Source organism: Rhodococcus sp. ZPP (genome assembly GCF_017656075.1).
Classification (GTDB): domain Bacteria; phylum Actinomycetota; class Actinomycetes; order Mycobacteriales; family Mycobacteriaceae; genus Rhodococcus_F; species Rhodococcus_F oxybenzonivorans.
Genome location: NZ_CP058638.1, coordinates 6,277,303 through 6,302,943, shown reverse-complemented (window position 1 = coordinate 6,302,943; position 25,641 = coordinate 6,277,303). Strand labels below are relative to the sequence as shown.

General features: G+C 66.9%; 20 protein-coding genes. 1 reads left to right on the top strand and 19 read right to left on the bottom strand.

The features are described from left to right. Position 1: 1 nt before the first annotated feature. From ffh to HYG77_RS28980, 9 genes are all read right to left on the bottom strand, one after another. Positions 2-1,585 (bottom strand): signal recognition particle protein, encoded by a 1,584-nt coding sequence (ffh, locus tag HYG77_RS29020; protein WP_159926136.1) that lies wholly within the window; start codon positions 1,583-1,585, stop codon positions 2-4. A 76-nt stretch (positions 1,586-1,661) separates the two neighbouring features. After that, complete coding sequence (locus HYG77_RS29015; protein WP_208961336.1) at positions 1,662-4,205, bottom strand: [protein-PII] uridylyltransferase; 2,544 nt, start codon at positions 4,203-4,205, stop codon at positions 1,662-1,664. Continuing rightward, complete coding sequence (locus HYG77_RS29010; RefSeq protein WP_005240467.1) at positions 4,195-4,533, bottom strand: P-II family nitrogen regulator; 339 nt, start codon at positions 4,531-4,533, stop codon at positions 4,195-4,197. Before HYG77_RS29010 ends, HYG77_RS29015 begins: the two co-directional genes overlap by 11 nt. A 4-nt stretch (positions 4,534-4,537) precedes the next feature. Then, positions 4,538-5,905: an ammonium transporter gene (locus HYG77_RS29005; RefSeq protein ID WP_208961335.1), complete on the bottom strand. Its 1,368-nt coding sequence runs from the start codon at positions 5,903-5,905 to the stop codon at positions 4,538-4,540. Positions 5,906-6,082: 177 nt separating this feature from the next. After that, positions 6,083-7,498 carry a signal recognition particle-docking protein FtsY gene (gene ftsY, locus HYG77_RS29000; RefSeq protein WP_208961334.1) on the bottom strand — a complete coding sequence of 472 codons (1,416 nt, stop codon included), beginning with the start codon at positions 7,496-7,498 and terminating at the stop codon, positions 6,083-6,085. Between the two features lie 66 nt (positions 7,499-7,564). Continuing rightward, on the bottom strand, positions 7,565-11,170 hold the full coding sequence (gene smc / locus HYG77_RS28995; RefSeq protein ID WP_208961333.1) for a chromosome segregation protein SMC: 3,606 nt from the start codon (positions 11,168-11,170) through the stop codon (positions 7,565-7,567). 22 nt (positions 11,171-11,192) lie between these two features. Beyond that, the gene (locus tag HYG77_RS28990) at positions 11,193-11,468 is read right to left on the bottom strand and encodes an acylphosphatase (protein ID WP_109330975.1); all 276 of its coding nucleotides are present in this window, start codon (positions 11,466-11,468) and stop codon (positions 11,193-11,195) included. Between the two features lies 1 nt (position 11,469). Further along, positions 11,470-12,399: a hypothetical protein gene (locus HYG77_RS28985; protein ID WP_208963555.1), complete on the bottom strand. Its 930-nt coding sequence runs from the start codon at positions 12,397-12,399 to the stop codon at positions 11,470-11,472. Beyond that, the gene (locus tag HYG77_RS28980; RefSeq protein WP_109330977.1) at positions 12,399-12,839 is read right to left on the bottom strand and encodes an OsmC family protein; all 441 of its coding nucleotides are present in this window, start codon (positions 12,837-12,839) and stop codon (positions 12,399-12,401) included. Before HYG77_RS28980 ends, HYG77_RS28985 begins: the two co-directional genes overlap by 1 nt. A 166-nt stretch (positions 12,840-13,005) precedes the next feature. On the opposite strand from HYG77_RS28980, the gene HYG77_RS28975 reads away from it, so the two are divergent. Beyond that, positions 13,006-13,677: a pyridoxamine 5'-phosphate oxidase family protein gene (locus HYG77_RS28975; protein ID WP_208961332.1), complete on the top strand. Its 672-nt coding sequence runs from the start codon at positions 13,006-13,008 to the stop codon at positions 13,675-13,677. Here the strand turns inward: HYG77_RS28975 and mutM are convergent. From mutM to HYG77_RS28925, 10 genes are all read right to left on the bottom strand, one after another. Further along, positions 13,619-14,497 carry a bifunctional DNA-formamidopyrimidine glycosylase/DNA-(apurinic or apyrimidinic site) lyase gene (gene mutM, locus HYG77_RS28970; RefSeq protein ID WP_208961331.1) on the bottom strand — a complete coding sequence of 293 codons (879 nt, stop codon included), beginning with the start codon at positions 14,495-14,497 and terminating at the stop codon, positions 13,619-13,621. The two genes, HYG77_RS28975 and mutM, sit on opposite strands and share 59 nt — an antisense overlap. Continuing rightward, positions 14,490-15,248, bottom strand: a complete 759-nt coding sequence (gene rnc / locus HYG77_RS28965; protein ID WP_109330983.1) for a ribonuclease III — start codon at positions 15,246-15,248, stop codon at positions 14,490-14,492. The genes mutM and rnc overlap by 8 nt, the downstream gene beginning before the upstream one ends. 19 nt (positions 15,249-15,267) lie before the next feature. After that, positions 15,268-15,450 (bottom strand): 50S ribosomal protein L32, encoded by a 183-nt coding sequence (rpmF, locus tag HYG77_RS28960; protein WP_109330985.1) that lies wholly within the window; start codon positions 15,448-15,450, stop codon positions 15,268-15,270. Between the two features lie 2 nt (positions 15,451-15,452). Continuing rightward, positions 15,453-16,013, bottom strand: a complete 561-nt coding sequence (locus HYG77_RS28955) for a DUF177 domain-containing protein (protein WP_208961330.1) — start codon at positions 16,011-16,013, stop codon at positions 15,453-15,455. A gap of 134 nt (positions 16,014-16,147) precedes the next feature. After that, positions 16,148-16,921, bottom strand: coding sequence for a DivIVA domain-containing protein (locus HYG77_RS28950; RefSeq protein WP_109335185.1), 774 nt, complete (start codon positions 16,919-16,921; stop codon positions 16,148-16,150). Between the two features lie 108 nt (positions 16,922-17,029). Then, positions 17,030-17,521, bottom strand: coding sequence for a pantetheine-phosphate adenylyltransferase (coaD, locus tag HYG77_RS28945; RefSeq protein WP_109330989.1), 492 nt, complete (start codon positions 17,519-17,521; stop codon positions 17,030-17,032). Beyond that, the gene (rsmD, locus tag HYG77_RS28940; RefSeq protein ID WP_109330991.1) at positions 17,518-18,084 is read right to left on the bottom strand and encodes a 16S rRNA (guanine(966)-N(2))-methyltransferase RsmD; all 567 of its coding nucleotides are present in this window, start codon (positions 18,082-18,084) and stop codon (positions 17,518-17,520) included. Before rsmD ends, coaD begins: the two co-directional genes overlap by 4 nt. 10 nt (positions 18,085-18,094) lie before the next feature. Beyond that, complete coding sequence (locus tag HYG77_RS28935) at positions 18,095-21,499, bottom strand: pyruvate carboxylase (protein ID WP_208961329.1); 3,405 nt, start codon at positions 21,497-21,499, stop codon at positions 18,095-18,097. Between the two features lie 176 nt (positions 21,500-21,675). After that, positions 21,676-23,934 carry an ATP-dependent DNA helicase RecG gene (gene recG, locus HYG77_RS28930; RefSeq protein ID WP_208961328.1) on the bottom strand — a complete coding sequence of 753 codons (2,259 nt, stop codon included), beginning with the start codon at positions 23,932-23,934 and terminating at the stop codon, positions 21,676-21,678. Positions 23,935-23,942: 8 nt separating this feature from the next. Then, entirely contained in the window at positions 23,943-25,634 is a 1,692-nt protein-coding gene (locus HYG77_RS28925; protein WP_208963554.1) for a DAK2 domain-containing protein, read from the bottom strand. Positions 25,635-25,641 lie beyond the last annotated feature (7 nt).

The following is a 25,641-nucleotide window of genomic DNA, read 5'->3' as shown; positions in this document are numbered from 1 at the left end:
TCTACTTCTTCGGCAGCTTCAACTGCGACAGGTCGATGCCTTCGAGACCGGGCGGTAGCTCGTCCAGCCCCTTCGGCATGCTCGACAAATCCGGCATGCCCGCCGGAAGGCCACCGGGCATTCCGGGGAAACCACCCGGCATGCCCCCGGGGAATCCTCCGCGCACCTTCGGCGGCGTCGGACCCTTCCCGCCCTTCTTGCCTTTCTTGCCCTTCTTGCTGCGCTGCGGCTTGCGGGATCCGGGCATGCCCATCCGACCGGCCATCGCCGCCATCATCTTGCGGGCTTCGAAGAAGCGGTCGACGAGCTGATTGACGTCGGACACCTTGACACCCGAGCCGTTGGCGATCCGCAGCCTGCGCGAAGCGTTGATGATCTTGGGGTCTTCGCGCTCCGCCGGCGTCATGCCCCGGATGATGGCCTGCACCCGGTCGAGTTGCTTCTCGTCGACGTTGGCGAGGGCGTCCTTCATCTGTCCAGCGCCGGGAAGCATCCCCAGGAGGTTGCCGATGGGCCCCATCTTGCGGACGGCCATCATCTGTTCGAGGAAGTCCTCGAGGGTCAGCTGCCCCGAGCCGATCTTCTGCGCGGTGGCCTCCGCCTGCTCGGCATCGAAGTGCTGCTCGGCCGCCTCGATGAGGCTGAGGACGTCACCCATGCCGAGGATACGGCTGGCCATCCGGTCGGGGTGGAAGACGTCGAAGTCCTCGAGCTTCTCACCCGTGGAGGCGAAGAGGATGGGCTGTCCGGTGACCTCACGGACGCTCAGAGCCGCGCCACCGCGGGCGTCACCGTCGAGCTTGGTGAGCACGACACCCGTGAATCCGACGCCTTCACGGAAGGCTTCGGCGGTACTGACCGCGTCCTGGCCGATCATCGCGTCGAGAACGAAGAGAGTTTCGTCCGGATCGACAGCATCACGGATGCCCGCGGCCTGCGCCATCAGATCGGCATCGATACCCAGGCGGCCCGCGGTGTCGACGATGACGACGTCGTACTGCTTGTTGCGGGCCTCGTCGATACCGGACCGCGCGACTTCGACCGGGTCTGCCGCGGTGATCCCGAGCGGGTTGTCACCGCCGCCGATCGACGTGCCCGGGTGGGGCGCGAACACGGCGGCGCCTGCGCGTTCACCGACGATCTGCAGCTGGGTGACGGCACCCGGACGCTGCAGGTCACACGCCACCAGCAGCGGGGTGTGCCCCTGATCGCGCAGCCACTTGGCGAGCTTGCCGGCGAGAGTGGTCTTACCGGAACCCTGCAGACCGGCGAGCATGATCACGGTCGGCGGTGTCTTGGCGAACGCGAGTCGACGGGTCTCACCGCCGAGAATCCCGACGAGTTCCTCGTTGACGATCTTGACGACCTGCTGCGCCGGATTGAGCGCCGCGGACACCTCGACGCCCTTGGCCCGCTCCTTGATCCTCGCGATGAACGCGCGCACCACGGGCAGCGCGACGTCCGCCTCGAGCAGAGCCAACCGGATCTCACGACACGTGGCGTCGATGTCGGCCCCGGAAAGGCGACCCTTGCCACGCAGATCCTTGAGGGCTCCGGTCAACCTGTCGGAAAGGGATTCGAACACCGAGTGCGCTCCTGAAGTCGTGCGAGTATGCGGTGGATATTCTCGGGCACCAGCGTAACCGCTCCGGTCCGGCCGATCACTCCCGCCCGCTGCCCGCCTGCTTCTTCGGCTTCGGCAGCGGAACGACGGCGAGGATGGCCCGCTCGACCTCTTCCCTGCTCGCCCGCGTGTCGTGATCACCGAGATCGAGGCAGAACGAGTCGACGACCGATGATCCCAGCGTCGTCACCTTCGCCCACCGGACGTCCGCGCCGCAACTGTCGAACGCGGCGGCCAGCCGGCACAGGAGACCCAGCCTGTCTTCCGCGCGCAGTTCGAGAATCACCTCGCCGGGGGCCGCGGTGTCGAACCAGATGACCCGCGGCGGGGCCTGCGCGTACAACACGGGAACGGCGTCTCCCCGCTCTTCCTCCGCCGCGACGCGCTGGCTCTCGCGGGCCTCGTCCTCCTTGGCCGTGAGCATGTCCAGCAGATCCAGTTCGCCGGCCAGCGCCCGGATCAACTCCTGCCGGAGCAGCCCTGCCTGCGGCGGTGCTCCGAAGCGCGGCGACACGACGAAGGAATTGACGGCCGAATCGCCGGAGCTGCCCAACGAGGCCGAATAGACCCGAAGGGAATGCAGCGCAAGCACTCCGGCGGCTTTCGACAACAGTCCGCGCTCGTCGGGGGCGATCACGGTGACCACGTAGGTGTGGGGACTGTCGGCCGGGTTCAGCGCGACATGGACCCCACCGCCCGCCGCCAGCGCGACATGTTCCGGATCGAGCGGATCCGGCGCGGGAAGATCCTCACCCGCCATGACCATGCGGCACCTGCGGACCAGCTCCCCGATGAGCGACGACTTCCAGTCGCCCCACACGCCGGGACCCGTCGCGAGCGAATCGGCCTCGGCCAACGCGTGCAGCAGCTCCAGGAGTACCCCGTCCCCGCCGAGCGCCTCCACGACCCGTTCCACCGTTTCCGGATCGTCGAGGTCGCGTCGGGTCGCGGTCTGCGGCAACAGCAGGTGATGACGCACCATCGCCGTCAACGTCGCGATGTCCGACGGCCACAGCCCGAGCCGCTTACCGATCTGGATCGCCAGTTCGGCTCCCACGACGCTGTGGTCACCTCCCCGCCCCTTCCCGATGTCGTGGAGCAGAGCGCCGAGCATCAGCAGGTCGGGCCGGGCGACACGCGTCGTGAAACCGCTCGCGTACGCCGCGGTTTCGACGAGATGACGATCCACCGTCCACGTGTGCACGGCGTCCCTCGGCGGTAGGTCGCGGACGGCTCCCCACTCCGGCAGAAGCCGCCCCCACAGTCCCGTACGGTCGAGCGCTTCGATCGCGGCGACGGCCCTGCTTCCCGAGCCGAGGAGGACCAGAAGGTCGTTGACCGCCTCCTTGGGCCATGGTTCCCGCAGTTCCGGCGCGTGGTCGGCCAGGCGGTTCAGCGTCGAAGCGGACATCGGCATGCCCGTGGTGGCCGACGCTGCCGCCACCCGCATGACGAGACAGGGATCCTTGCCGGGCCGGGCATCGCGCGCCAGAACCACTTCGCCGGCATGCTCGACCACACCCTCGTCGAGAGGTCGCCGCACAGGCGGCCTTCGCAGTCGCGCGAGACCACGGCGGGGCAGGGCATTTCCCGCCGTCCGCACCCCGACATCCACCGAGTAGCTGATGGTGCGGGCGGCGTCGCTGAGCATGCGGGCCAGATCGAAGCGATCCCCGATCCGCAGTGCCGCGCCGATCTCGTCGGCGTCCTGGGCCCGCAGCTGGTCACGGGGGCGTCCCGCAACCCGGTGCAGCTCGGTACGCACGTCGAGGAGACGACGATGCGCCAATGCGAGTCCGCCACCGGGCGATTCGGGTCCGAGTCCGGGCATGCCGTCGGTGAGCTGCGCGATGGACAGCGCGTTGAGCAGCTGTACGTCCCGCAGTCCACCGCGACCGCTCTTGAGGTCCGGTTCGGCGCGATGGGCGATTTCACCGCTACGTTCCCACCGCGACCTGGTCTGGGCGATCAGCTCGTCGAAGCGGTTGCGGATGTCGGTGCGCCATTGGCGCCGGACTCCGCTGATGAGAAGGTTGCTCAATTCGACGTCGCCGACGATGTGCCGCGCCTCGAGCATTCCCAGTGCGGCAGTGATATCCGTGGATGCGACCTGCAATGCCTGCGGGATGGTGCGGACACTGTGGTCGAGTTTGATGTGCGCGTCCCACAGCGGATACCAGAGCTGGTCCGCAACCCGCGACACCACGGCGGGATCCATGTCGTCGTGGAGGAGCACGAGATCGAGGTCCGAGTACGGCAGCAGCTCGCGGCGGCCGAGCCCGCCGACCGCGACGAGCGCGAACCCGCAGTCGGGCTTGATACCGAGCTCGGCGCCTTTCGTGGTCAGCCAGAATTCGTGCAGGTCGACGAGGGCGTGCCGGAGCGCGGGCGCGTCCAGCCTTCGGCCGTGTCCTCCCCTTGCACCCGGAGTGCTCTCCGAACCGCCGCTGAGGAGCTGTCGGCGTGCGCGGGCCAGGTCCGCAGCTTCGTTCGATCCGCCTGACGCAACCGGCCCTGGTTCCGTCGCCTTCGCGACGGGACCAGGGCCGGTCTTACCGGACCCGTTGGGGTCAGAGCGCATCCGCGCCGCGTTCCCCGGTGCGTACCCGGATGACCGACTCGACGGGTGACACCCACACCTTGCCGTCACCGATCTTTCCGGTGCGGGCTGCTTCGACGATCACCTCGACGACCTTGTCCACTGCCGCATCGTCCACGACGACCTCGACTCGAACCTTCGGTACGAAATCGACCGAGTACTCGGCCCCGCGGTAGACCTCGGTGTGACCCTTCTGGCGGCCGTAACCCTGGACCTCGCTGACGGTCATTCCGAGGACGCCCGCCTGCTCGAGTCCCGTCTTGACGTCCTCGAGAGTGAACGGCTTGACAATTGCGGTGATCAGCTTCATTTCCTCATCCCTCCTTGCCGGACACGCGAGCGGTTGACGAATTTCCGCCGAGTGCAGCGAAATCGTAAGCCGTTTCTGCGTGTTCCGACTCATCCACTCCCAGTGATTCACCCTCGTCGCTGACCCGCAGACCGATGGTGAACTTCACGATCAACGCAACGATGGCCGTACCGACGAGCGAGTAAAGCAGTACTGCTCCGGCGCCCACTGCCTGACGCCAGAGTTGATCGAAACCTCCACCATAGAACAGTCCGTCGACGCCCGCGGGTGCCTCCGTGGTTGCGACGAGTCCGACCATCAGCGTTCCGACGATGCCGCCGACGAGGTGCACTCCCACCACGTCGAGTGAATCGTCGAAGCCGAGGCGGTACTTGAGCCCGACGGCGAGTGCGCAGAGGGCACCGGCGACAACACCGATCGCCAACGCACCGAGGACGTTCACGGACGAGCAGGAGGGGGTGATGGCAACCAGACCGGCCACGATTCCGGACGCGGCACCGAGGGTGGTCGCATGCCCGTCGCGGATGCGTTCGACGAGAAGCCACGCGAGCATCGCTGCACACGTTCCGACGACGGTCGTGATGAAGGTCGCTCCGGCAATTCCGTTGGCGCCGACGGCAGAACCTGCGTTGAAGCCGAACCAGCCGAACCACAGCAGGCCTGCGCCGAGCATCACGAAGGTCAGGTTGTGCGGGCGGAAAGGCGTGCCCGGCCAGCCCTGGCGCTTCCCGAGGATGATGCAGAGGACGAGTCCGGCGGCGCCGGCGTTGATGTGCACGGCCGTACCACCGGCGAAGTCGATGGCGGCGAGTTTGTTGGCGATCCAGCCACCGGTCTCGGCGGTGACGCCGTCGAAGGCGAAGACCCAGTGCGCTACCGGGAAGTACACGACCGTCGCCCAGAGGCCGGCGAACAGCAGCCAGGGACCGAAGCGCAGGCGATCTGCGACGGCACCCGAGATCAGTGCAACGGTGATGATGGCGAACATGGCCTGGAAGGCCACGAAGACCGTCGCGGGAATCGTCCCGACGAGGGGGATCGCCGAGTCGGCGACGACCGAACCGGCGTCATCGGTTTCCGCGAGGTACGAGCCGCCGATCAGCCCCTTCAAGCCGAAGTACTGGAACGGGTCACCGAAGAGGTTCGACTGGTCTTCACCGAACGCGATGGAATAGCCGTAGAGCACCCAGAGGATGCCGACGACGCCCATGGCGCTGACGCTCATCATGACCATGTTGAGCACGCTCTTGGCACGAACCATGCCGCCGTAGAAGAACGCAAGACCCGGAGTCATGAGCAACACGAGCGCGGCGCTGGTCAGCATCCACGCTGTGTCCCCGGTGTCCGGTGCACCGATAGTGGGGAAATCCACCTTGAGCCTCCTCCTTCTCAGCCCAGCCCGTTGCTGGCTGACGACCTGAGAAGAAGGGTGCTCATGCGGTGTTTCAGCCGTGCCACTGCACTGTTTCGCGCAGGTGAACGCATCACCCATTTGTGTTGCGTACAGGTTTCGTCACGGCAGTTCCATGTTTTTTCGGGGTCGTTCCGCTCAGCCCAACAGGGCGTCGACGAATGCACCCGGCTCGAACGGGGCGAGATCGTCGGCGCCTTCACCGAGTCCGACGAGCTTCACCGGAACACCGAGTTCGTGTTGCACCTGAAAGACGATGCCACCCTTGGCCGTGCCGTCGAGCTTGGTGAGCACCACTCCGGTGATGTCGACGACCTCGGCGAACACGCGTGCCTGCGCCAGACCGTTCTGGCCGATCGTCGCATCGAGAACCAGAAGCACGTCGTCGACCGACGCCTTCTTCTCGATCACCCGCTTCACCTTGCCGAGCTCGTCCATCAATCCTGTCTTGGTGTGAAGGCGGCCCGCTGTGTCGATCAGCACGGCGTCGACGCCGTTCTCGATGCCCCTTGATACGGCGTCGAAGGCGACGGCAGCCGGATCCGCTGCTTCCTTACCCCGAACCACCTCGGCACCCACCCGTTCCGCCCACGTCTGGAGCTGGTCCGCGGCCGCGGCGCGGAACGTGTCCGCTGCCCCGAGCAGGACGCGTCTGCCGTCGGCAACGAGCACACGCGCGAGCTTGCCGGTGGTGGTCGTCTTGCCGGTGCCGTTGACGCCGACGACCAAGAGGACCGCAGGGTGATCATCGTGCGGCAGCGCACGAATCGACCGATCGAGCTCGGGCCGCAGCTCGGCGATCAACACTTCGCGCAACAGTGCCCGGGCGTCCGCCTCGGTACGGACGCTCCGCGCCGCCATCTGCTCACGCAGCGCGGTGACCACCTTCGTGGTGGTCGCCGAGCCGAGGTCCGCGATCAGAAGAGTGTCCTCGACCTCCTCCCACGAATCCTCGTCGAGGTCGCCGCCACCGAGCAGGCCCAGCAAGCTCTTCCCGACAGCAGACTGGGAGCGGGACAGCCGACCACGCAGGCGGTCGAGTCGGCCCTCGGTCGGGGCGATCTCGTCGAGCGCGGGCACGGGCGGCGCTGCCGGTTCCGGCGTGACCACCGGCTCGGGTGCGACCACGGTTTCGGGTGCGACCACCGGCTCGTATGCGACCACGGGCTCCGGCGCGACCACGGGCTCGGGTGTGATCACGGAATCCGTGTCCGCGGGCTTTTCGGGAGCCGGAATCACCTCGTCCGGCGTCGTCGTCGGCTTCGCGGGCGTGACCACCTCGGGAGTGGGCGCCGGTGTGGGGGCCTGGGGGCGTGGCGCCGGCGCGGGTTCGCGCGGCGGAGCGGTCGCCGTCGACCCCTCACTGAAACTGAAACCGGTGCCTGCGCGATAGCCGCCCGACCGGTCCTTCTCCGCGGCGATCTGTGGAGTGTCGGGCGCCTTCAGGGAGACCCGGCGTCGCCGGTACAGCACTGATCCGACAACGAGAACGACGAGAAGAACGGCCAATGCGGCCGCGATGGCAATCCAGGCTCCGGTAGTCACGTCGCCCATTGTTTCAGGCTCCGGTTTCGCCCGCGCAGTGCCTTCCCACGTGCGAGGGCTCCCACCGCAGCCGGATCAGGCCCCGGCGGCGGCCATGTCCTGACCCCGCAGACGCTGGGAGATGACGGTGGTGATGCCGTCACCGCGCATGCTCACACCGTAGAGAGCGTCCGCAACTTCCATCGTCGGCTTCTGGTGGGTGATGACGATCAGCTGCGACTTCTCCCGCAGCTGCTCGAACAAGCCGATGAGACGACGCAGGTTCGTGTCGTCCAGCGCAGCCTCGACCTCGTCCATCACATAGAAGGGTGACGGCCGGGCCCGGAAGATCGCGACCAGCATGGCGACCGCGGTCAGTGACTTCTCGCCACCCGACAGCAACGACAGTCGTTTGACCTTCTTTCCGGGAGGACGGGCCTCGACCTCGATGCCGGTCGTCAGCATGTCGGACGGGTCGGTGAGCACCAACCGTCCTTCACCACCGGGGAACAATTTCGCGAACACCTGCACGAACTCCCGTTCGACGTCGGCGTACGCCTCGGTGAACACCTGCAAGATCCGGGCGTCCACATCGGCGACGACACCGAGCAGGTCCTTGCGGGCTGTCTTGACGTCTTCGAGCTGAGTCGACAGGAAGTTGTACCGCTCCTCGAGTGCCGCGAACTCCTCGAGGGCCAGCGGGTTGACCTTGCCGAGTGTCGCCAGATCTTTCTCCGCACGTTTCGCTCGACGCTCCTGCGCAGCCCGGTCGTAGGGGATCGGCGCAGGCATCGTGACCTGCTCCCCCCGCTCCTTCGCCTGCTCGTACTCCTCCATCTCCAGCGGCGAGGGCGGCAACGGCACATCCGGCCCGTATTCTGCGATCAGGTCGTCCAACCCGATGCCGTGCTGTTCGAGGATCGATTCCTCGAGCTGCTCGATGCGCGTCGCGGCCTGGGCGCGGGCCACCTCGTCGCGGTGGACGGCGTCGGTCAGTGAAGCCAGCTGTGCAGTCAACTGACGCACCTTCTCCTTGACCTGCTCGAGCTGCTCGGTCCGCTCGGTGCGCGACCTGGCGAGTTCGTCGCGGTGCGCCATCGCCGCTGCGACCACCTCACCGAGATGGTCGGCCACCCGCTGTCCCGATTCGGCCACCGCAGCCGCGACCGCGGCAGCGTTCTGCCGTGCCTTCATCGCACGTTCCGCACGCGCCCGGGCGTCGCGTTCCACCTGCGCTGCCCGGCGCAGCGAATCCGCCTTTCCGCGCACCGACTCCGCCCGCTCCTCGGCTGTGCGAACCGCGAGCCGGGCCTCCACCTCGACGGCGCGCACTTCGGCGAGCGCCGCGGCCGCCATCTCGCGCTCGTAGCTCGTGGAGTCTGACCCACCAGATTCGGTGCCGCCGGGCGTGGCGTCCTGCTCGGCCAGGCGCAGCCGCTCTTCGAGTTCGGCGAGAGCCGCCAGGGTCTCCTCGCGCCCGCTTTCCGCCTTCTCCCGCTGCCGGGTGAGGCGATCGGATTCGGCATGTGCCGCGCGTGCCGCCTGCCCGAGGCGGCCGAGTCGCTCGTAGATGGCGGACATCGCGGCGTCGGACTCGTTGAGGGCGGCGAGGGTCTGCTCGGCGTTCTCCTGTCGGGCGACCTGTTCGGCAAGCGCTCCCGACAACGCCGCGGACAATTCCTCGGCACGCCGTTCGGCGTGCGCCAGATCGCTCACCGAGTTGTCGATCGCGGCCTGAACCTCGAGAGTGCTGGGCTGCCTGTCCGAACCGCCACTGATCCACCCGGCACCGAGCAAGTCTCCGTCTCGGGTGACGGCGCGCAGTTCCGGTGCCGAGTCGACAATCTCGACGGCGTCGTCGATCGAGTCGACCACCACTACACCGGCGAGGAGCGCGAACAAGCCTGTTCGGAGCTCTGCCGGGCACTCGATGACGTCGGCCGCCCAACGAGCGCCGAGGGTGAGCGCGGCACCGGACGAGGGAATCCGGTCACTTCCGATCACCAGAGCGGCCCGTCCGCTGTCGGTATCTTTCAGCGCGCCGACCGCTGCGCGGGCCGCATCGAGTGAGTCGGCGACGACGGCATCGGCTGCCGGACCCAACGCCGCTGCGACCGCGCCTTCGTACCCCTTCTCTACGGTGATGAGGCCACCGAGCGTTCCCGCAATGCCGTCATCGCGGCGATTCTCGACGAGCCAGCCTGCCCCGTCTTTGCGTTCGAGTCCCATAGACAGGGCGTCGATCCGGGCGCGAAGCGATGCCACTTCCTGACCTGCCGCGCGTTCGGCGCTCTGCAGTTCGGTGACACGCTCGGTGACCAGGCGCAGCGCTTCGACGGCTCGCTCGTGGTGGGAGTCGAGTCCGACCTCCCCCGCGTCGAGGTCACCGATCTCGTCCTGGACCACTTCGAACTCGGCTTGCGCGGCGTCGCCGCGCGCCCTGGCTTCCTCGATCGCCACCGTCAACCGCGACACCTCGGCGTCCACCGAGTCGGCGCGCGTCCGCAGGGTGTCGACCTGGCCCGACAGCCGGGCAAGCCCCTCGCGGCGGTCGGCGATGGCACGGACGGCGGCCATGTGCGCGCGTTCCGCTTCTGCGGCCGCCTCCTCCCCCGCGGCGAGCTGCTCCTTGGCCGCGTCGAGTGCCGCGCGCGCCATCTCGACAGCCTCGGCCAGTTCTTGTTCCTCCGCCGCGAGCCGATCGGCACGCGCCTCCATCTCGTCGGGATCCTGACCGCGATGCGCCGAAGGCTCCGAATCGAGATGCCGAGCCCGTTCGCGGGCGATCCGAATAGTGGCATTGACGCGCTCCGCGAGGGCAGACAGCCGAAACCACGTCTGGGCTGCCGCCTCGGCGCCCGGCGTCAACCGCGACAGCTCCTGCTCGTGACGGCCGAGCTCGAGAGTGGCCTCGTCGAGTGCCTCGGTGACGGCATCGTGCTGCTCACGGGCTCTCTTCTCGTCCTGCGCCTGATTCGCCAGCTCCGCCCGGCGGGTCACCAGGTCATCGGCAGCGAGCCGCAGCTTGGCATCGCGAAGGTCGGCTTGCACGGTCTGCGCGCGCCGAGCCACCTCCGCCTGCCGCCCCAGTGGCTTGAGCTGACGACGCAACTCGGCCGTCAGATCGTTGAGCCGGGCGAGGTTGGCCTGCATGGAGTCGAGCTTGCGGACGGCCTTCTCTTTACGTTTGCGGTGCTTGAGCACCCCCGCTGCTTCTTCGATGAACGCACGCCGGTCCTCGGGCCGCGACTCGAGGATGGCCGCCAGACGCCCCTGCCCGACGATGACGTGCATTTCCCGTCCGATGCCGGAGTCGCTGAGCAGTTCCTGCACATCCATCAGTCGGCAGGAGCTGCCGTTGATCTCGTATTCGCCCGCACCGTCGCGGAACATTCGACGGGTGATCGAGACCTCGGAGTAGTCGATGGGGAGTGCGCCGTCGGAGTTGTCGATGGTGAGCGTGACCTCGGCGCGGCCCAGCGGCGCCCTGCCCGCCGTGCCCGCGAAGATGACGTCCTCCATCTTGCCGCCGCGCAGGGCTTTCGCGCCCTGCTCCCCCATCACCCAGGTGAGGGCATCGACCACATTGGACTTTCCCGATCCATTGGGTCCCACGACGCACGTGATACCGGGTTCGAATCGCAGAGTCGTTGCGGACGCAAAGGATTTGAATCCCTTCAGCGTCAGACTCTTCAGATGCATGACGGACGACTTTACCTTCGGTTCACCGTTCGACGAACCCGGTGACGTCTCCGCGAGCGGAATCCCATTGCTCGACCACCAGGTCCACGGTGCCCGGTGTGTTGCCCGAACGCAGGAGTGCGAGCAGCGCGTCCAGCTTGTCGCGCGGGCCCTCGGCGATCACCAGCACCCGGCCGTCCGCCTGGTTGGCCGCATAACCGACGAGACCGAGTTCCAGCGCCCGCGCGCGCGTCCACCACCGGAACCCCACGCCCTGCACGTATCCGTGAACCCATGCTGTCAGTCGTTCCGTCGTCATGTCACGGCCGTTCCAGTCGGTAAATGGTCCCGGTGAAACTCGTCACGTACAGCGCGTCCGCGTTCCAGCCCGGTCCGGCGCCGAACCGCACCGACGACACCAGCGGGAGCCCGGACGCGAGTGCACAACTCTCCCCGGTCGCCGGATCGACGCGCACCACCTTGCCACCGCCGTTGTACGCGACGTACACGATGCCGTCCGGTCCTACGGTGAGGTCGTCAGCGGCATTGAGCGGACCGGCCCCTGGCAACGGTATCGACACCACCGCCCCGGTCAGGTCGTCCTCTCGCAGAATGCGCAACGTGGTGGTCGTATCGAACGTCGTCACCGTGTAGATGTTCCCGTCGTGGGCAGCGAGGCCGTCGACGGTTCCCAAGTCGGTACGCACCACTTCGGGTGTGTGTGGATCCGCGGCCGGAACACGGGTCACTCCTGCGCCCGACCCCAGATTCCGCGCGGTGAGGAGGTCGCCGTTCCCGAGCCGCACCAGCCCGTTCGGCATGACGAGTCCCTTGGCCACCGTGTGCGTATCCCCGGTGTCGAGATCCACGACGTCTATCGTTCCACTTTGCGTCCCGGCAACTCCGGCGGAGAACGAATTTCCGGTGGCGAAGTAGGCGTCGGAGCCGTGCATCGCGATTCCGCCCGGCGCGTCGACATCGGGCACGATCGAGCGGACCGTTCCGTCCGGCTCCACGCCGTCCAGGGCGCCGCCGCCGACGAGACCGGTCCGGGACACCAGCATCGTTCCCGCCCCGTCGAATGCGAGGTTCTCGAGGATGCCCGCGCCGGAGATCACTTCGGACACCGACCAGGGCGTGCACGCTCCGACCGGCGGCGCGAACGCCGGTCCGGCAGCGGCGGGCGCGGCCGCGAGAAGGCCGGCGCTCACTACCAACCCTCCGGCGAGGGCGGTCAGCTCACGCCGCATCATGCGTCGCTTTCGATGGTCAGTGTGACTTTCGTTCCCGTCTTCAGAGTCCGGCCCACGGTGCATACCTTGTCGATCGAGCGCTCCACCAGCGCGACGAGACGCTCCTGCGCGGCAGCGTCGAGCTCGCTCAGGTCCAGTTCGAGGACCTCGTCCAACTGCGGGTACACCTCGTTCTCCCGGTCGGCCGCACCCGACACCCGGATCGTGGCGTCGTAGTTGTCACCCAGCCGTCGAGAGAGAGGGAAATCAGAGCTCATCCCGCTGCACGCCGCGAGCGCGATCTTCAGCAGTTCACCCGGAGTGAATACACCTTCGACGCCCTCCGAGCCGATCAGGACCTCGGCGCCGCGTGAGCTGCGTCCCGTGTAGCGGCGGGTGCCCGTTCGCTCGACCCACAACGAGGTAGTGGCCGGCGTGTCGGAAGTCTGTTCTGCCATGCGCACAATCCTGCCACTCGGGGCCGACGGACCTGCACCGTGGGCGTCCATCCTCCCGACGGGCAGTCGGGGGGGCGGCTGTGGATTGCAGGCACCGAAGCACGGCACGGTCGTTCGGTGCACCGTAGGGTGAACCGACCAATGACGCCGACACGTAAGCGGGGCAATGCAGATGGGCCAGATCGGTAGCGCGGGTGAGCGAACCCTTCAAGTCGAGTACGGCACCGAGGATCGCGCCGCGAAATTCTACTCTGACCAGGTGCTCGACCACCTCAATCCGACGATGATCGATTTCGTCGGCCGCCAGGAACTCGCGTTCGTCGCTACCGCCGACGCGTCCGGCGAATGTGACAACAGCTTGCGCGCCGGCGCACCCGGTTTCATGCATGTCATCGATCCGAAGACGGTGGCGTATCCGGAATATCGTGGCAACGGAGTGATGGCGAGTCTCGGCAACATCCGGGAAAATCCCCACGTGGGAATCATGCTCGTGGACTTCGTCCACGACCTGATCGGCTTGCACGTCAACGGTTCCGCCCGGATCGTGGAAGACGCGGACCTGCGTTCCGAAATCCCGGATCTACCAGCAGATCACACCAAGGGCCGGGTGCCAGAGCGATGGGTCGTGGTCGACGTGGAGGAGGCGTATATCCACTGCCGCAAGCACATTCCACGAATGGCGCCCGTACCGCACCACCGGGAGTGGGGCACGGACGACGTCAAGCGCAAAGGCGGCGACTATTTCGAGGCCAAATCGACCCTGCGACACGATGAAGAGCTCAGGCCGGGCGTTTCGGCGGACTTCGCCGCGGCGCAGGCTGGCACCTCGGGCAGCTGAACGACGAGCGATTCATGAACTTCTCACGACGAATTGCAGTGCCGCACCGCGGGCAGGGACGATCCTCCTGCCCGTATGCGGACAGCGATCGATCGAAGTAACCGGACTCGCCGTTCACGTTCACGTACAAGGCATCGAAGGACGTACCGCCCTGATCCAAGGCTTCGCGCATGACCTCCTGAGCGGCCCCGAGCAGCTGGCGGAGGGTCGCAGCAGTCAATCGATCGGTGAGGCGGGTCCCGTGGATCTGCGCGCGCCACAGGGCCTCGTCGGCGTAGATGTTCCCGATCCCCGACACCACCGTCTGATCGAGAAGAGCACGTTTGATCTCGGTGTGCTTGCGGCGCATCACCGTAACGGTCGCCGCAGAATCGAATCTCGTGTCCAGTGGATCCCGGGCGATGTGCGCAACCGAATCAGGGACGAGCGAGCCGTCGACATCGACCAGAGGCGCGAGCGCCCATCCGCCGAAGGTGCGTTGATCCACGAACCGCAGATCGAGTCCGGAATCGAGCCGCGCCCGAATGCGCAGATGTTTCTCGGTGACGGCCTCGGGTGGCTGCACGAGCATCTGCCCGCTCATCCCCAGGTGGACCACGAGCGCGACGGCACTGGGCTCGAGGACCAGCCACAAGTACTTTCCGCGGCGGTCAGCTCGCGCGATTCGTTCGCCCGTGAGCTGTCCGGCGAGATCCTCTGCGCCGAGGATATGCCTCCGGATCGCGCGGGGATGCAGGACGTCGACCGAATCGATGGAAGCTCCGACAATGTGCCGTTCGAGTCCGCGGCGAACTACCTCGACCTCGGGAAGTTCAGGCACTGACGCCGTCGGCCGCTACGTCCGGGCCACCGTCGGACAGAGCGTTCCACGCAGTACTCGCGGCCTTCTGCTCGGCTTCCTTCTTGGATCTGCCGATTCCGACACCGAACGCCTTGCCGCCCACTACGACGGTGGCGGTGAATTCCTTGTCGTGGTCCGGTCCCGTTGCGGTGATCTCGTACGAGGGGACCCCGACACCACGTTCGGCAGTGAGTTCCTGCAGGCTCGTCTTCCAGTCGAGCCCTGCGCCGAGACGCGGAGCCCGTTGGAGTAGGTCGCTGAACAGGTCGAGTACCACTCGCCGCGCTGTCTCGATCCCGTGCTGCAGATGGATCGCCCCGAGTATCGACTCCATGCCGTCCGCCAGGATGCTCGGCTTGTCGCGCCCGCCGGTCATCTCCTCGCCCTTGCCGAGGAGCAGATGCGCTCCCAGGCCGCCGTCACCGAGTGCACGAGCCACCTCGGCGAGCGCGTGCATGTTGACGATGCTCGCGCGGATCTTCGCGAGGTCGCCCTCGGATTTCTGCGGATGCGCAAGGTACAGCTGCTCGGTGATGGTGACTCCGAGCACGGAGTCACCGAGGAACTCGAGTCGCTCGTTGGTGGGAAGGCCACCGTTCTCGTAGGCATACGAGCGGTGGGTCAACGCCAACGTGAGCAGCGAAGGTTCAATTTCTACGCCGAGAGCGGCGAGGAGGGAAGCATGATCCTCCTCGCCGCCGGCGGGTGTATTACTGATGTCGCTCGTCACGACGCCTCTCCGTGGCGAACTAGACGGCGGCAGTGACCTGGCGGCCCTTGTATGTGCCGCAGGACGGGCACGCGATGTGGGGCAGCGTCTTCTCGCCGCAGCCACGGTTGGGGCAGGTAACGAGGGTGGGCACAGTGGTCTTCCACTGGCTGCGACGCGACCTCGTGTTGGATCGCGACATTCTGCGCTTGGGGACAGCCACTTCTAGTTCTCCTCGGCTTCGTTGTTCACAAGATTCTTGCTGGGATCTGATTCCACGCCAAATTTGGCTGCAAGACCAGCCCAGCGAGGATCAAGTATGTCATGCCCATGACCAGATTCGGCAATCGCCAGGCGAACGCCACATTCTGGGCACAGTCCTTGGCAGTCGTCGCTGCAGAGCGGCTGCAGAGGAAGCGCGAGTCCGACCGCGTCGATGATGACGGGCTCGAGGTCGATCTCGTCGTCCTCGACGCGGTAGATCTCATCCTCGTCCGTGGTCTCCTCGGTGGCGCTGTCCGGGTAGGCGAACAGCTCGGTGAGGCTGAGATCGACAGATCCGCTGAACGGCTCGAGGCATCTCGAGCACTCGCCGACGGTGTCGGCGCTGACGGAACCGGTGACCAGGACGCCTTCGGACACGGCTTCCAGACGGAGATCGAGATCAATCTCCGATCCCTCCTCGATTGCAATCATGTCGAGTCCGATGCGCCGCGGCGCCGTCACCACCCGTTCGACGGTGCGCATCGAACCAGGACGACGGCCTAGCTTGACCGTGTCCAGCACGAAATCCGCGTCCCTACGGGAACGCGATGAGCTGCGGCGATGGGTTGACAAGACACTTCACTTTCGAGATGAGGAGAACGACTTTGGGCAACCACTCCACGATACGCAATCGGCGTGGATGATCCAAATGCCGGTCAGCGGCGGCGCTCGGCCCGCCGGTCGTCTGCGTCGTAGTCGGAAGCGTAGTCGGGCACGCCCGAACCCGTCCGCAGCTGCTGGCGTCCCCGTCCGACGGAGCGAATAGTGCCGGACAGGAACTCCTCGAACTCGGCGAGTTTCGTGTCGACATACAGGTCACAGTCCGATCGGAGCCGGTCGGATTCGGCGTGTGCTGCGTCGATCACCCTGGCGGATTCGGCATGCGCCTGCTGCACGACCTCGGTCTGCGATACCAGGCGTTCCTGCTCGGCGGTACCTTCCGCGACCGAGCGCTCGTACGACGCCTTCCCTGCCTCGATCATGCGATCGGCTTCGGACCGGGCGCGGGTGGTGAGAGTGTCGTACTCGCGCTGCCCCTCGGCGATGGTCGCCTCGGATTCTGCCTCTGCGTCGGCGACCAGCTGCTCGGCGTGCGCACGCGCCTCGGCGACCATCCTGTCGGCCTGAGCTTTTGCGTCCGCGAGGATGCGATCGGCGTCGTCCCGTGCATTCTCGATCGTCGACGTAGCTTCGGCGTTGGCGCTGGCGACTGTCTTTTCAGCGTTGGACCTGGCGTCACCGACCAGCTTGTCGCGGTGGTCCAGCACGTCCTGGGCGTCGTCGAGTTCACCGGGAATGGCGTCGCGCACATCGTCGAGCAATTCGAGAACATCGCCGCGTGGGACCACACAGCCGGCGGTCATGGGCACACCGCGTGCCTCTTCGACAATCGCGACAAGTTCGTCGAGCGCCTCGAAAACCCGGTACACGAGCAACCCCAATCTTTCATGACCTCAGCAGGTCGGCGCAGCCTTCTTCGTGCAAGTCTGCCGGATGGGGACGCCAGGGGTGTGCCGCGACGGCCGGTGTGTCGGGTATCAGCTCTCGGCGGCCCGCTCGGCGATCCTCGTCAGCAGACGGGCGTGCACCTTCTCGGGCAGCATTCCCGTGACGTCGCCGCCGAAGGTGGCCACCTCCTTGACCAGTGAGCTGGAGAGGTAGCTGTAGGCAGGGTTGGTGGGAATGAACAACGTGTCGACGCCAGTGAGTTTCTGGTTCATCTGCGCCATCTGCAGTTCGTAGTCGAAGTCGTTGGCGCCACGTAGACCCTTGACGATCGCTGTGATCCCTTGCTGCTTCGCGTAATCCACGAGCAGGCCGTGCCAGGAACTGACTCGCACGTTCGGCAGTGCACTGATGGCATCCTCGAGCATCTCGATCCGCTCTTCCACCGTGAAGAGGCCACGCTTGCTCTTGTTGATCATCACCGTGACGATGACCTCGTCGAACTGCGCGGCAGCTCTGCCGATTACGTCGAGATGACCATTGGTTACAGGGTCGAAGGATCCGGGGCAGACAGCGCCAGTCATGAGTCCAGACCGTAGCAGGTCGCCAGCTCGATCCGAGCCTCACCGTACTTCTTCGCCTTGACGGGCGCGTAACCCTCCGGCCACGACGTCTCCGGTGACCGCGACGAGCGCTCCAGGACCACGAGCGACCCGTCCGCCACCCAGCCGTGCCCCCGCAGATCACTCAGAACCGTCTGAACCGCGCCGTCATCCACCGCATACGGCGGATCCGCGAGAACCAGGTCGTACACGCGGTCGGCGGTGCCGGCCAGCACCGCGGACACCGGAGCCGTCCGCACCGCTGCACCCGGCAATCCCACCGCACCCACATTCTGCGAGATGATCCCCGCAGCTTTCGCATCCGATTCGACGAGCAGGACACGATCGGCGCCCCGCGAGAGCGCCTCGAGCCCCAGGGCCCCAGAACCTGCGTACAGGTCGAGAACCGAGGCGCCCTCGAGATCCATCCGGCTGTGCAGGGCGCTGAACAACGCCTCACGGACCCGGTCCGAAGTGGGCCGGGTTCCGCTCGGCGGGACCCGCAGGCGTCGGCCGCCCGCGAGCCCCGCGATGATGCGGGTCATCGAACGTCCGTCACTCGCTTGCGGACTCCTTCGTCGAGACGACGGCGAGGAGGTCGCCGCCCTCGACTTGCTGGACGGAGCCGATGGCCAGGCGGGTGACGGTTCCGCCGCGAGGCGCGGTGATGGCCGCTTCCATCTTCATCGCCTCGATCGTGGCGAGAGTATCGCCGGCCTCGATGTGCTGCCCCTCGGTGACGGCGAGGGTGACGACGCCGGCGAACGGGGCGGCGACGTGGCCGGGATTGCTCTTGTCGGCCTTCTCCGTGGCGGGGATTTCGCTGGCGATGGAACGGTCACGCACCGACACCGGACGCAACTGGCCGTTGAGAATGCACATGACGGTGCGGTAGCCGCGCTCGTCGGGCTCGGAGATCGCCTCGAGACCGATGATCAGCTCGACACCCGGGGCGAGCCGCACCCGATGCTCGTCGCCGCTCCGAAGGCCGTAGAAGAACTGGTTGGCCGACAGCTGGGAGGTGTCGCCGTACTTGTCGCGGTGCTCGAGGAATTCCTTGGTCGGACCGGGGAAGAGCAGCCGGTTGAGCGTCGCCCGGCGTTCGGCGGAGGTACCCGACAGCGCCTTCTCGTCCTCCACCGACAGGGCGACTTCGGGTTTGGCCGGCCCGCGGCCCTCGAGGGCCCGGGTACGGAACGGTTCGGGCCACCCGCCGGGCGGGGTGCCCAGCTCGCCGCGCAGGAACCCGATGACCGAATCGGGAATGTCGAAGCGGGCGGGGTTCTCCGCGAACTCGTCGGTGGAGGCACCGGATCCGACGAGGTGCAGGGCGAGGTCGCCGACCACCTTCGACGACGGCGTCACCTTGACCAGGCGTCCGAGCATGCGGTCGGCGGCGGCGTAGTTGGCTTCGACGTCCTCGAAACGGTCGCCGAGACCCAGGGCGACAGCCTGGGTACGCAGATTCGACAACTGCCCACCGGGGATCTCATGGGTGTAGACGCGGCCGGTCGGGGCCGGCAGCCCGGACTCGAACGGCTTGTACACCTTGCGCAGTGCCTCCCAGTACGGCTCGAGGTCGCACACCGCTTGCAGGTCGAGCCCGGTGTCGTGCTCCGAGTGCGCGGCCGCCGCCACGATCGCCGACAACGCCGGCTGGCTGGTGGTGCCGGCCATCGCCGCGGAGGCGCCGTCCACGGCGTCCGCACCCGCCTGCCAGGCGGCCAGATAAGTAGCGAGCTGGCCACCGGGGGTGTCGTGGGTATGCACGTGCACCGGCAGGTCGAAGTTCTGGCGCAGCGCCGTGACCAGGGTGGTCGCGGCCGGGGCGCGGAGCAGCCCGGCCATGTCCTTGATCGCGATGATGTGCGCTCCGGCCTCGGCGATTTCCTCGGCCAGGCGGAGGTAGTAGTCGAGGGTGTAGAGCTTCTCGTTCGGGTTCGACAGGTCGCCGGTGTAGGACAGGGCGACCTCGGCGAGTGTGGTACCGGTCTCGCGGACGGCGTCGATGGCCGGCCGCATCTGGTCGACATTGTTGAGGGCATCGAAGATGCGGAAGATGTCGATACCGGTGGCCGCGGCCTCGTCGACGAACGCGCGCGTCACCTTCTCCGGGTACGGGGTGTAGCCGACGGTGTTACGGCCACGCAGCAGCATCTGCAGGCAGATGTTCGGTACGGCCTCCCGCAGCGCCGACAGCCGGTACCAGGGATCCTCGTGCAGGAACCGCAGTGCCACGTCGTACGTCGCGCCGCCCCACGCCTCGATCGAGAGCAGTTCGGGGGTCATCCGGGCCACGTGCCCGGCGACGTCGAGCAGACCGCTGGTCCGCACCCGGGTCGCGAGCAGCGACTGGTGGGCGTCGCGGAACGTGGTCTCGGTGACGGCGAGGGCCTTCTGCTCCCGCAACGCCCTGGCGAATCCCTCCGGCCCCAGAGCGAGCAGCTTCTGGCGGCTGCCGTCCGGCGGCGGGGTGGACAGGTCGATCTGGGGCAGCTTGTCCCGCGGGTACACCGCGGACGGCCGTTCCCCGTGCGGCTTGTTCACCGTCACGTCGGCGAGGTAGGTAAGGATCTTGGTGCCGCGGTCGGCGGAGCTGCGCAGCGTGAGCAGCTGGGGGCGTTCCTCGATGAACGAGGTGGTGACCCGGCCCGCCTTGAAATCGGGGTCGTCGAGAACCGCCTGCAGGAACGGAATGTTCGTCGAGACCCCTCGGATGCGGAACTCGGTGACCGCCCGGCGCGCCCGGGCGACGGCGGTGTCGAAGTCGCGGCCGCGGCAGGTGAGCTTGACGAGCATCGAATCGAAATACGCCGAAACCTCGGCCCCGACCGACGTACCGCCGTCGAGGCGGATACCGGCACCGCCCGGGGTGCGGTAGCCGGTGATTCGACCGGTGTCCGGGCGGAACCCGTTGGCCGGGTCCTCGGTGGTGATCCGGCACTGCAGCGCCGCACCACGCAACGTGATGTTGTCCTGACTCAGGCCCAGATCGGCGAGGGTCTCCCCCGAGGCGATCCGCAACTGCGACTGCACCAGGTCGACGTCCGTGACCTCCTCGGTCACCGTGTGCTCGACCTGGATCCGTGGATTCATCTCGATGAACACATGATTGCCGCGGGTATCGAGGAGGAACTCGACAGTGCCCGCGCAGGAATAATTGATCTCCTTCGCGAACGCCACCGCGTCCGCGCAAATCCTCGCCCGCACCTCGTCCGGCAGGTTCGGCGCCGGCGCCAGCTCGATCACCTTCTGGTGACGGCGCTGCAGCGAACAATCCCGCTCGAACAGGTGGATGACGTTGCCCTGACCGTCGGCCAGGATCTGGACCTCGATGTGACGCGGATCGATGACCGCCTGCTCGAGGAACACCGTCGGATCGCCGAACGCGGACTCCGCCTCCCGCGCGGCCGCCTCGATCGATTCCCGCAACTGGGACCGCTCGGCCACCCGGCGCATGCCGCGGCCACCGCCGCCGGCGACCGCCTTCACGAAGATCGGGAACTGCATCGACTCCGCCGCCGCGAGCAACTCGTCCACATCCGCCGACGGCTCCGACGACGCCAGCACCGGCAGGCCGGCCGCCTTCGCGGCCGCGATCGCACGGGCCTTGTTACCGGTCAGCTCGAGGACCTCCGCGGACGGGCCCACAAAGGTGATGCCCGCCTCCGCGCACGCCGCAGCCAGATCCGGATTCTCGGACAGGAACCCGTAACCGGGATAGACCGCATCGGCACCCGCCTGCTTCGCGGCGGCGACGATCTCCTCGACCGAGAGATACGCCCGAACCGGGTGCCCCTCCTGACCGATCTGATAACTCTCATCGGCCTTCAGACGGTGGATCGAGTTCCGATCCTCGTACGGAAACACCGCAACAGTTCCAGCACCTAGTTCGTAGGCGGCACGGAAAGCGCGGATCGCAATTTCGCCACGGTTGGCGACCAGGACTTTGGAGAACATTTGAGCAAACTACCCCGCCAACTCCGGCAGCGGAGAAACGGTATCCCATTATGCAGGATCGTCCGCAATCTTCACAAAGCAGCCCCTGACGTGTGCGAATTCTGCAATGGGCCCGAAACAGAGCAGTGAAGAATTACGTGACCGGAAGTAACTGCTTCACCCTGATCGTCGACTTTTCACGTTTTCTCGAGGAACTCGATCCGGTCCGCATCGAGCGCCGAAGTGACCATCGCAGAGAGGCCCGGGTGGTTTTCCAGGCGCGGATCGTCGGCAGTCACCGACCGGGCGAACTCGGCAGCCGCGGCGATCACGTCCTCGTGGCCGAGAAGTGAGAGCAACCGCAGCGTCGAGGTGGTACCCGATTGCGCTGCCCCGAGAATGTCACCCTCCCGCCGGGTCGCCAGGTCGAGTTGCGCGAGTTCGAAGCCGTCGTTGGTGGACGCCACGTTCTGCAGGCGCCCGAAGGCAGGCGCACCCGGATTCATCTCCGTGACGAGAATGCACAGACCCTGGTGGGCACCCCGGCCGACCCGGCCGCGGAGCTGATGGAGCTGGCTGACCCCGAAGCGGTCGGCATCCAGGATCACCATGATCGTGGCGTTCGGGACGTCGACGCCCACCTCGACCACCGTGGTGCAGACGAGGACGTCGATGTCGCCGGCCGTGAAGTCCCGCATCACGGCGTCCTTCTCGTCCGTGGGCAGCCTGCCGTGCAGCAGCCCGACACGGAGGTCGGGCAGGATGGTGCCGCCCAGTTCCTCGAAGACCTCCACGGCCGACTTGGTGTCGGGCTGCTTGTCGTCGACAGTATCCTCGCCGTCGCCCTTCTCACCGTCACCGATCCGCGAGCAGACGACGTATGCCTGCCGTCCCTCGGCCACGTCCTCGCGGATCCGTTCCCACGCGCGTGCGACCCACTGCGGTTTCTGGGACGCTGGTACCACACTGCTCTTGATCGGCGAACGGCCCTTCGGAAGCTGGCGCAAGGTGGATACGTCGAGGTCACCGAGCACCGTCATCGCGATTGTGCGGGGTATGGGCGTCGCCGTCATGACCAGAAGATGCGGGCTCAGGCCTTCGCGCGCCCGCGACCGGAGCCGGTCGCGCTGTTCGACGCCGAACCGATGCTGTTCGTCGACCACCACCATGCCGAGGTTGAAGAACTCGACGTTGTCCTGGATGAGGGCGTGCGTGCCGATGACGATCCCTGTGTCGCCGGTCACCACCTCGAGGAGCGCGGCCCGTTTCGCAGCGACCGGCATCGACCCGGTCAGCAGCGCTACGCGGGTCGCCTTCTCGTCCGCGCCGAGTTCGCCCGCCGTCGCCAGTGAGCCCAGCAGAGCCCGCAGCGAACGCGCATGCTGAGTCGCGAGCACTTCGGTGGGGGCGAGCAAGGCGCACTGATACCCCGCATCGACAACCTGCAGCATGGCCCGCAGGGCAACGATGGTCTTACCGGACCCCACCTCACCCTGCAGGAGCCTGCTCATCGGATGCGGCTGGGACAGATCCGCGGAGATCTCCTCGGCCACGGCGTGCTGGCCGTCGGTCAGCTGGAAGGGAAGTCTGCGCTCGAACTCGTCCGCGATTCCACCCGGTACCGGCGGGCACTCGGGCGCCACCCGCTCGGCGTTGTCGTGCCGGCGTCGAGCAAGCACCAGCTGCAGGGCCGCCGCCTCGTCGAAGCGGAGCCGGTCGTGCGCATTCTCGATGTCGTCACGAGTGTCGGGGAGGTGGACGAGGCGGAGCGCCTCGTCCAGACCGATGAGGTTGCGCTCTCGACGGATCCGTTCGGGGAGCGGGTCGTCGATCCGGTCGAGTTGGTCGAGGACCTGCCGAACACACTTCATGATCGTCCAGCTCTCCACCTCCCGCGTCGCCGGATACAGCGGGATCAGGGCGCGGTCGAACACGGACATGTCGACGCCCGCGCCCGGCTCCTGGGCAGCCCGTGCGATACCCGCGAGATCCCCCGCCCCGCGAATCCGCCCGACGTTCACCACCGGGTCGTCGCTGCCCGCACGAGGCTCCGGGAGGATCAGGTAACTCGGATGAGTGAGGCTCCACTTGCTGCGGAAATACTTCACGGTGCCGGAGAACATCGCGCGCACACCGGGTTTGATGACGTGTTTGACCTTCTGCGGACTGAAGAAGGTGACGTCGACGTTCTGCGTATCGGTCGCGAGAACCACCTTCAGCATGCTGCCCGGACGGTTCTTCATCTTCACGACTGCCGCCGACGACACCCGCGCGATGATGGTGATGTGCTCACCCTCCGGCGGATCCTTCTCGGCAAGTTCACGGCCCTGGGAGGCGTACCGGTGCGGGTAGTGCCGCAACAGGTCCTCGACGGTGCGAATGTCGAACGCCGTGTCCAGCGCATCGGCGGTCTTGCGACCCAGCAGGTGATCGAGCCTGTCAGCGAGTGTGGCCATCGAATTCCTCATTCCACCCCGAGTTGCAAGAGATCTCCCGGTTGTCCGCCGTGGTAGACCATCACCTCGACGCCGGGATGCCGCTGGGAGATGTGATCGGCCAATTCCGTGTCGAGCCCGGCCGGTGCTTCCGCGCCCATCAGGAGCGTGACCAGTTCGCCGCCTGCCCCGAGGACGACGTCGACCAGACGCTTTCCGGCGGCGACCGCGTCCGGTTCGATCACGATCACCTCGTGCCCCATCAGACCGATACCGTCTCCCGGTTCGCAGGTGCCCACGTAGGTCAGGGCCCGCTCCCGGGCGATGCGCAACGAACCCCACCGGGTGGCGGCCGCGGCCTCGGACATCGCGAAAGCGTCGTCGACCGCTTCGCGTTCCGGATCGTGCACTGCGAGGGATGCCAGCCCCTGCACCATGGACGAGGTTGCGAGGAGAAGCACCTCGTGCCGGGAATCGCGGGCTGCGGCACTCACCGCGACGAGTTCCTGGGCCGACAGCGCCCCGTTGGGAAGGACCAGCACCTCTCGGCGTCCCAACTGGCGGATGATGCCGAGCAACTGCGCGCGGGTGACGGGGGCGGCGTCGCATCGGAGCACGGTCGCACCCTCCCCGGAGAAGAGGTCGGCCGCACCGTCGCCCGCCACGACCGCGACGATGCCCCGGTCGTCCTGATCGGGGCGAGTGCGGACGGGAGGTAGGAGCCTGCCCTGTTCGCGCGCGTCGACGAGAAAACTGCTGACGCGAATCCTGTGTAAACGTCCGGCATCGAGACCCGCCTCCACAGCAGCCCCGGCATCCGCACAGTGCACGTGCACCGACCATCCCCCGTCGCCGTCACCGACGATCACCGTGGAATCCCCCAGCTCGTCGAGTGCGTTCCGCAGTTCTGCCATCCGGGCTTCGTCTGTGTCGGCCACCAGATACATGACCTCGAAATCCTGATGCGAGCTTTCACAAGCGGAATGGTGGCCCCGATGCGCAAGGTCGTCGCTCGTATCCGGCAACTCGACGTCCGACGACTCCGTGCCTGAATCCGGAGACGGCTGGCGGCGTGGCACTCGCAGCGCGATCGGGGCACGGTCCGGCCGCTCACCGGTGACCGCCGCGACGAAGGCATCGAGAATGACGACGAGCCCCAGCCCGCCGGCGTCGACCACACCGGCGGTCCCGAGCGCGTCGAGCTGGCCGGGTGTGCGGGCAAGTGCGGCGGCCGCGGCATCTGCCGCGGAGCGCGCTGTGTCGGCGACAGGCGCATCGTCCGGGAATTCCGCTGCCGCGTCCGCAGCGCAGCGCAGGACCGTGACAATCGTTCCTTCGACCAGGTAGCTGACCGCGTCGGTCACCAGGTTGGTAGCCATCAACAGTCCGGTCCGGACAGTTCTGGTGTCGACGACGCCGGTGACCGCTGCCTCGGCGACACCGCGCAACACCTGGGAAAGGATGACCCCCGAGTTGCCCCGGGCACCCGCCACAGCGCCGCGGGCCAGCGCGATGGCCACTTGACGCACGTCCGTTTGGTGGCCGTCGTTCCCGGCATACTTGTCGATTGCCTCGAGGGCAGCACGCATGGTGAACAGCAGATTGGTTCCCGTGTCGGCGTCCGGAATCGGGAACACGTTGAGACTGTTGATCTCCTCGCACCGTGCCTCGAGTCCCGCGACCGCCGTCCTCGCCCACGACGTCAGGACTCGGCCGTCCATCGGGCGC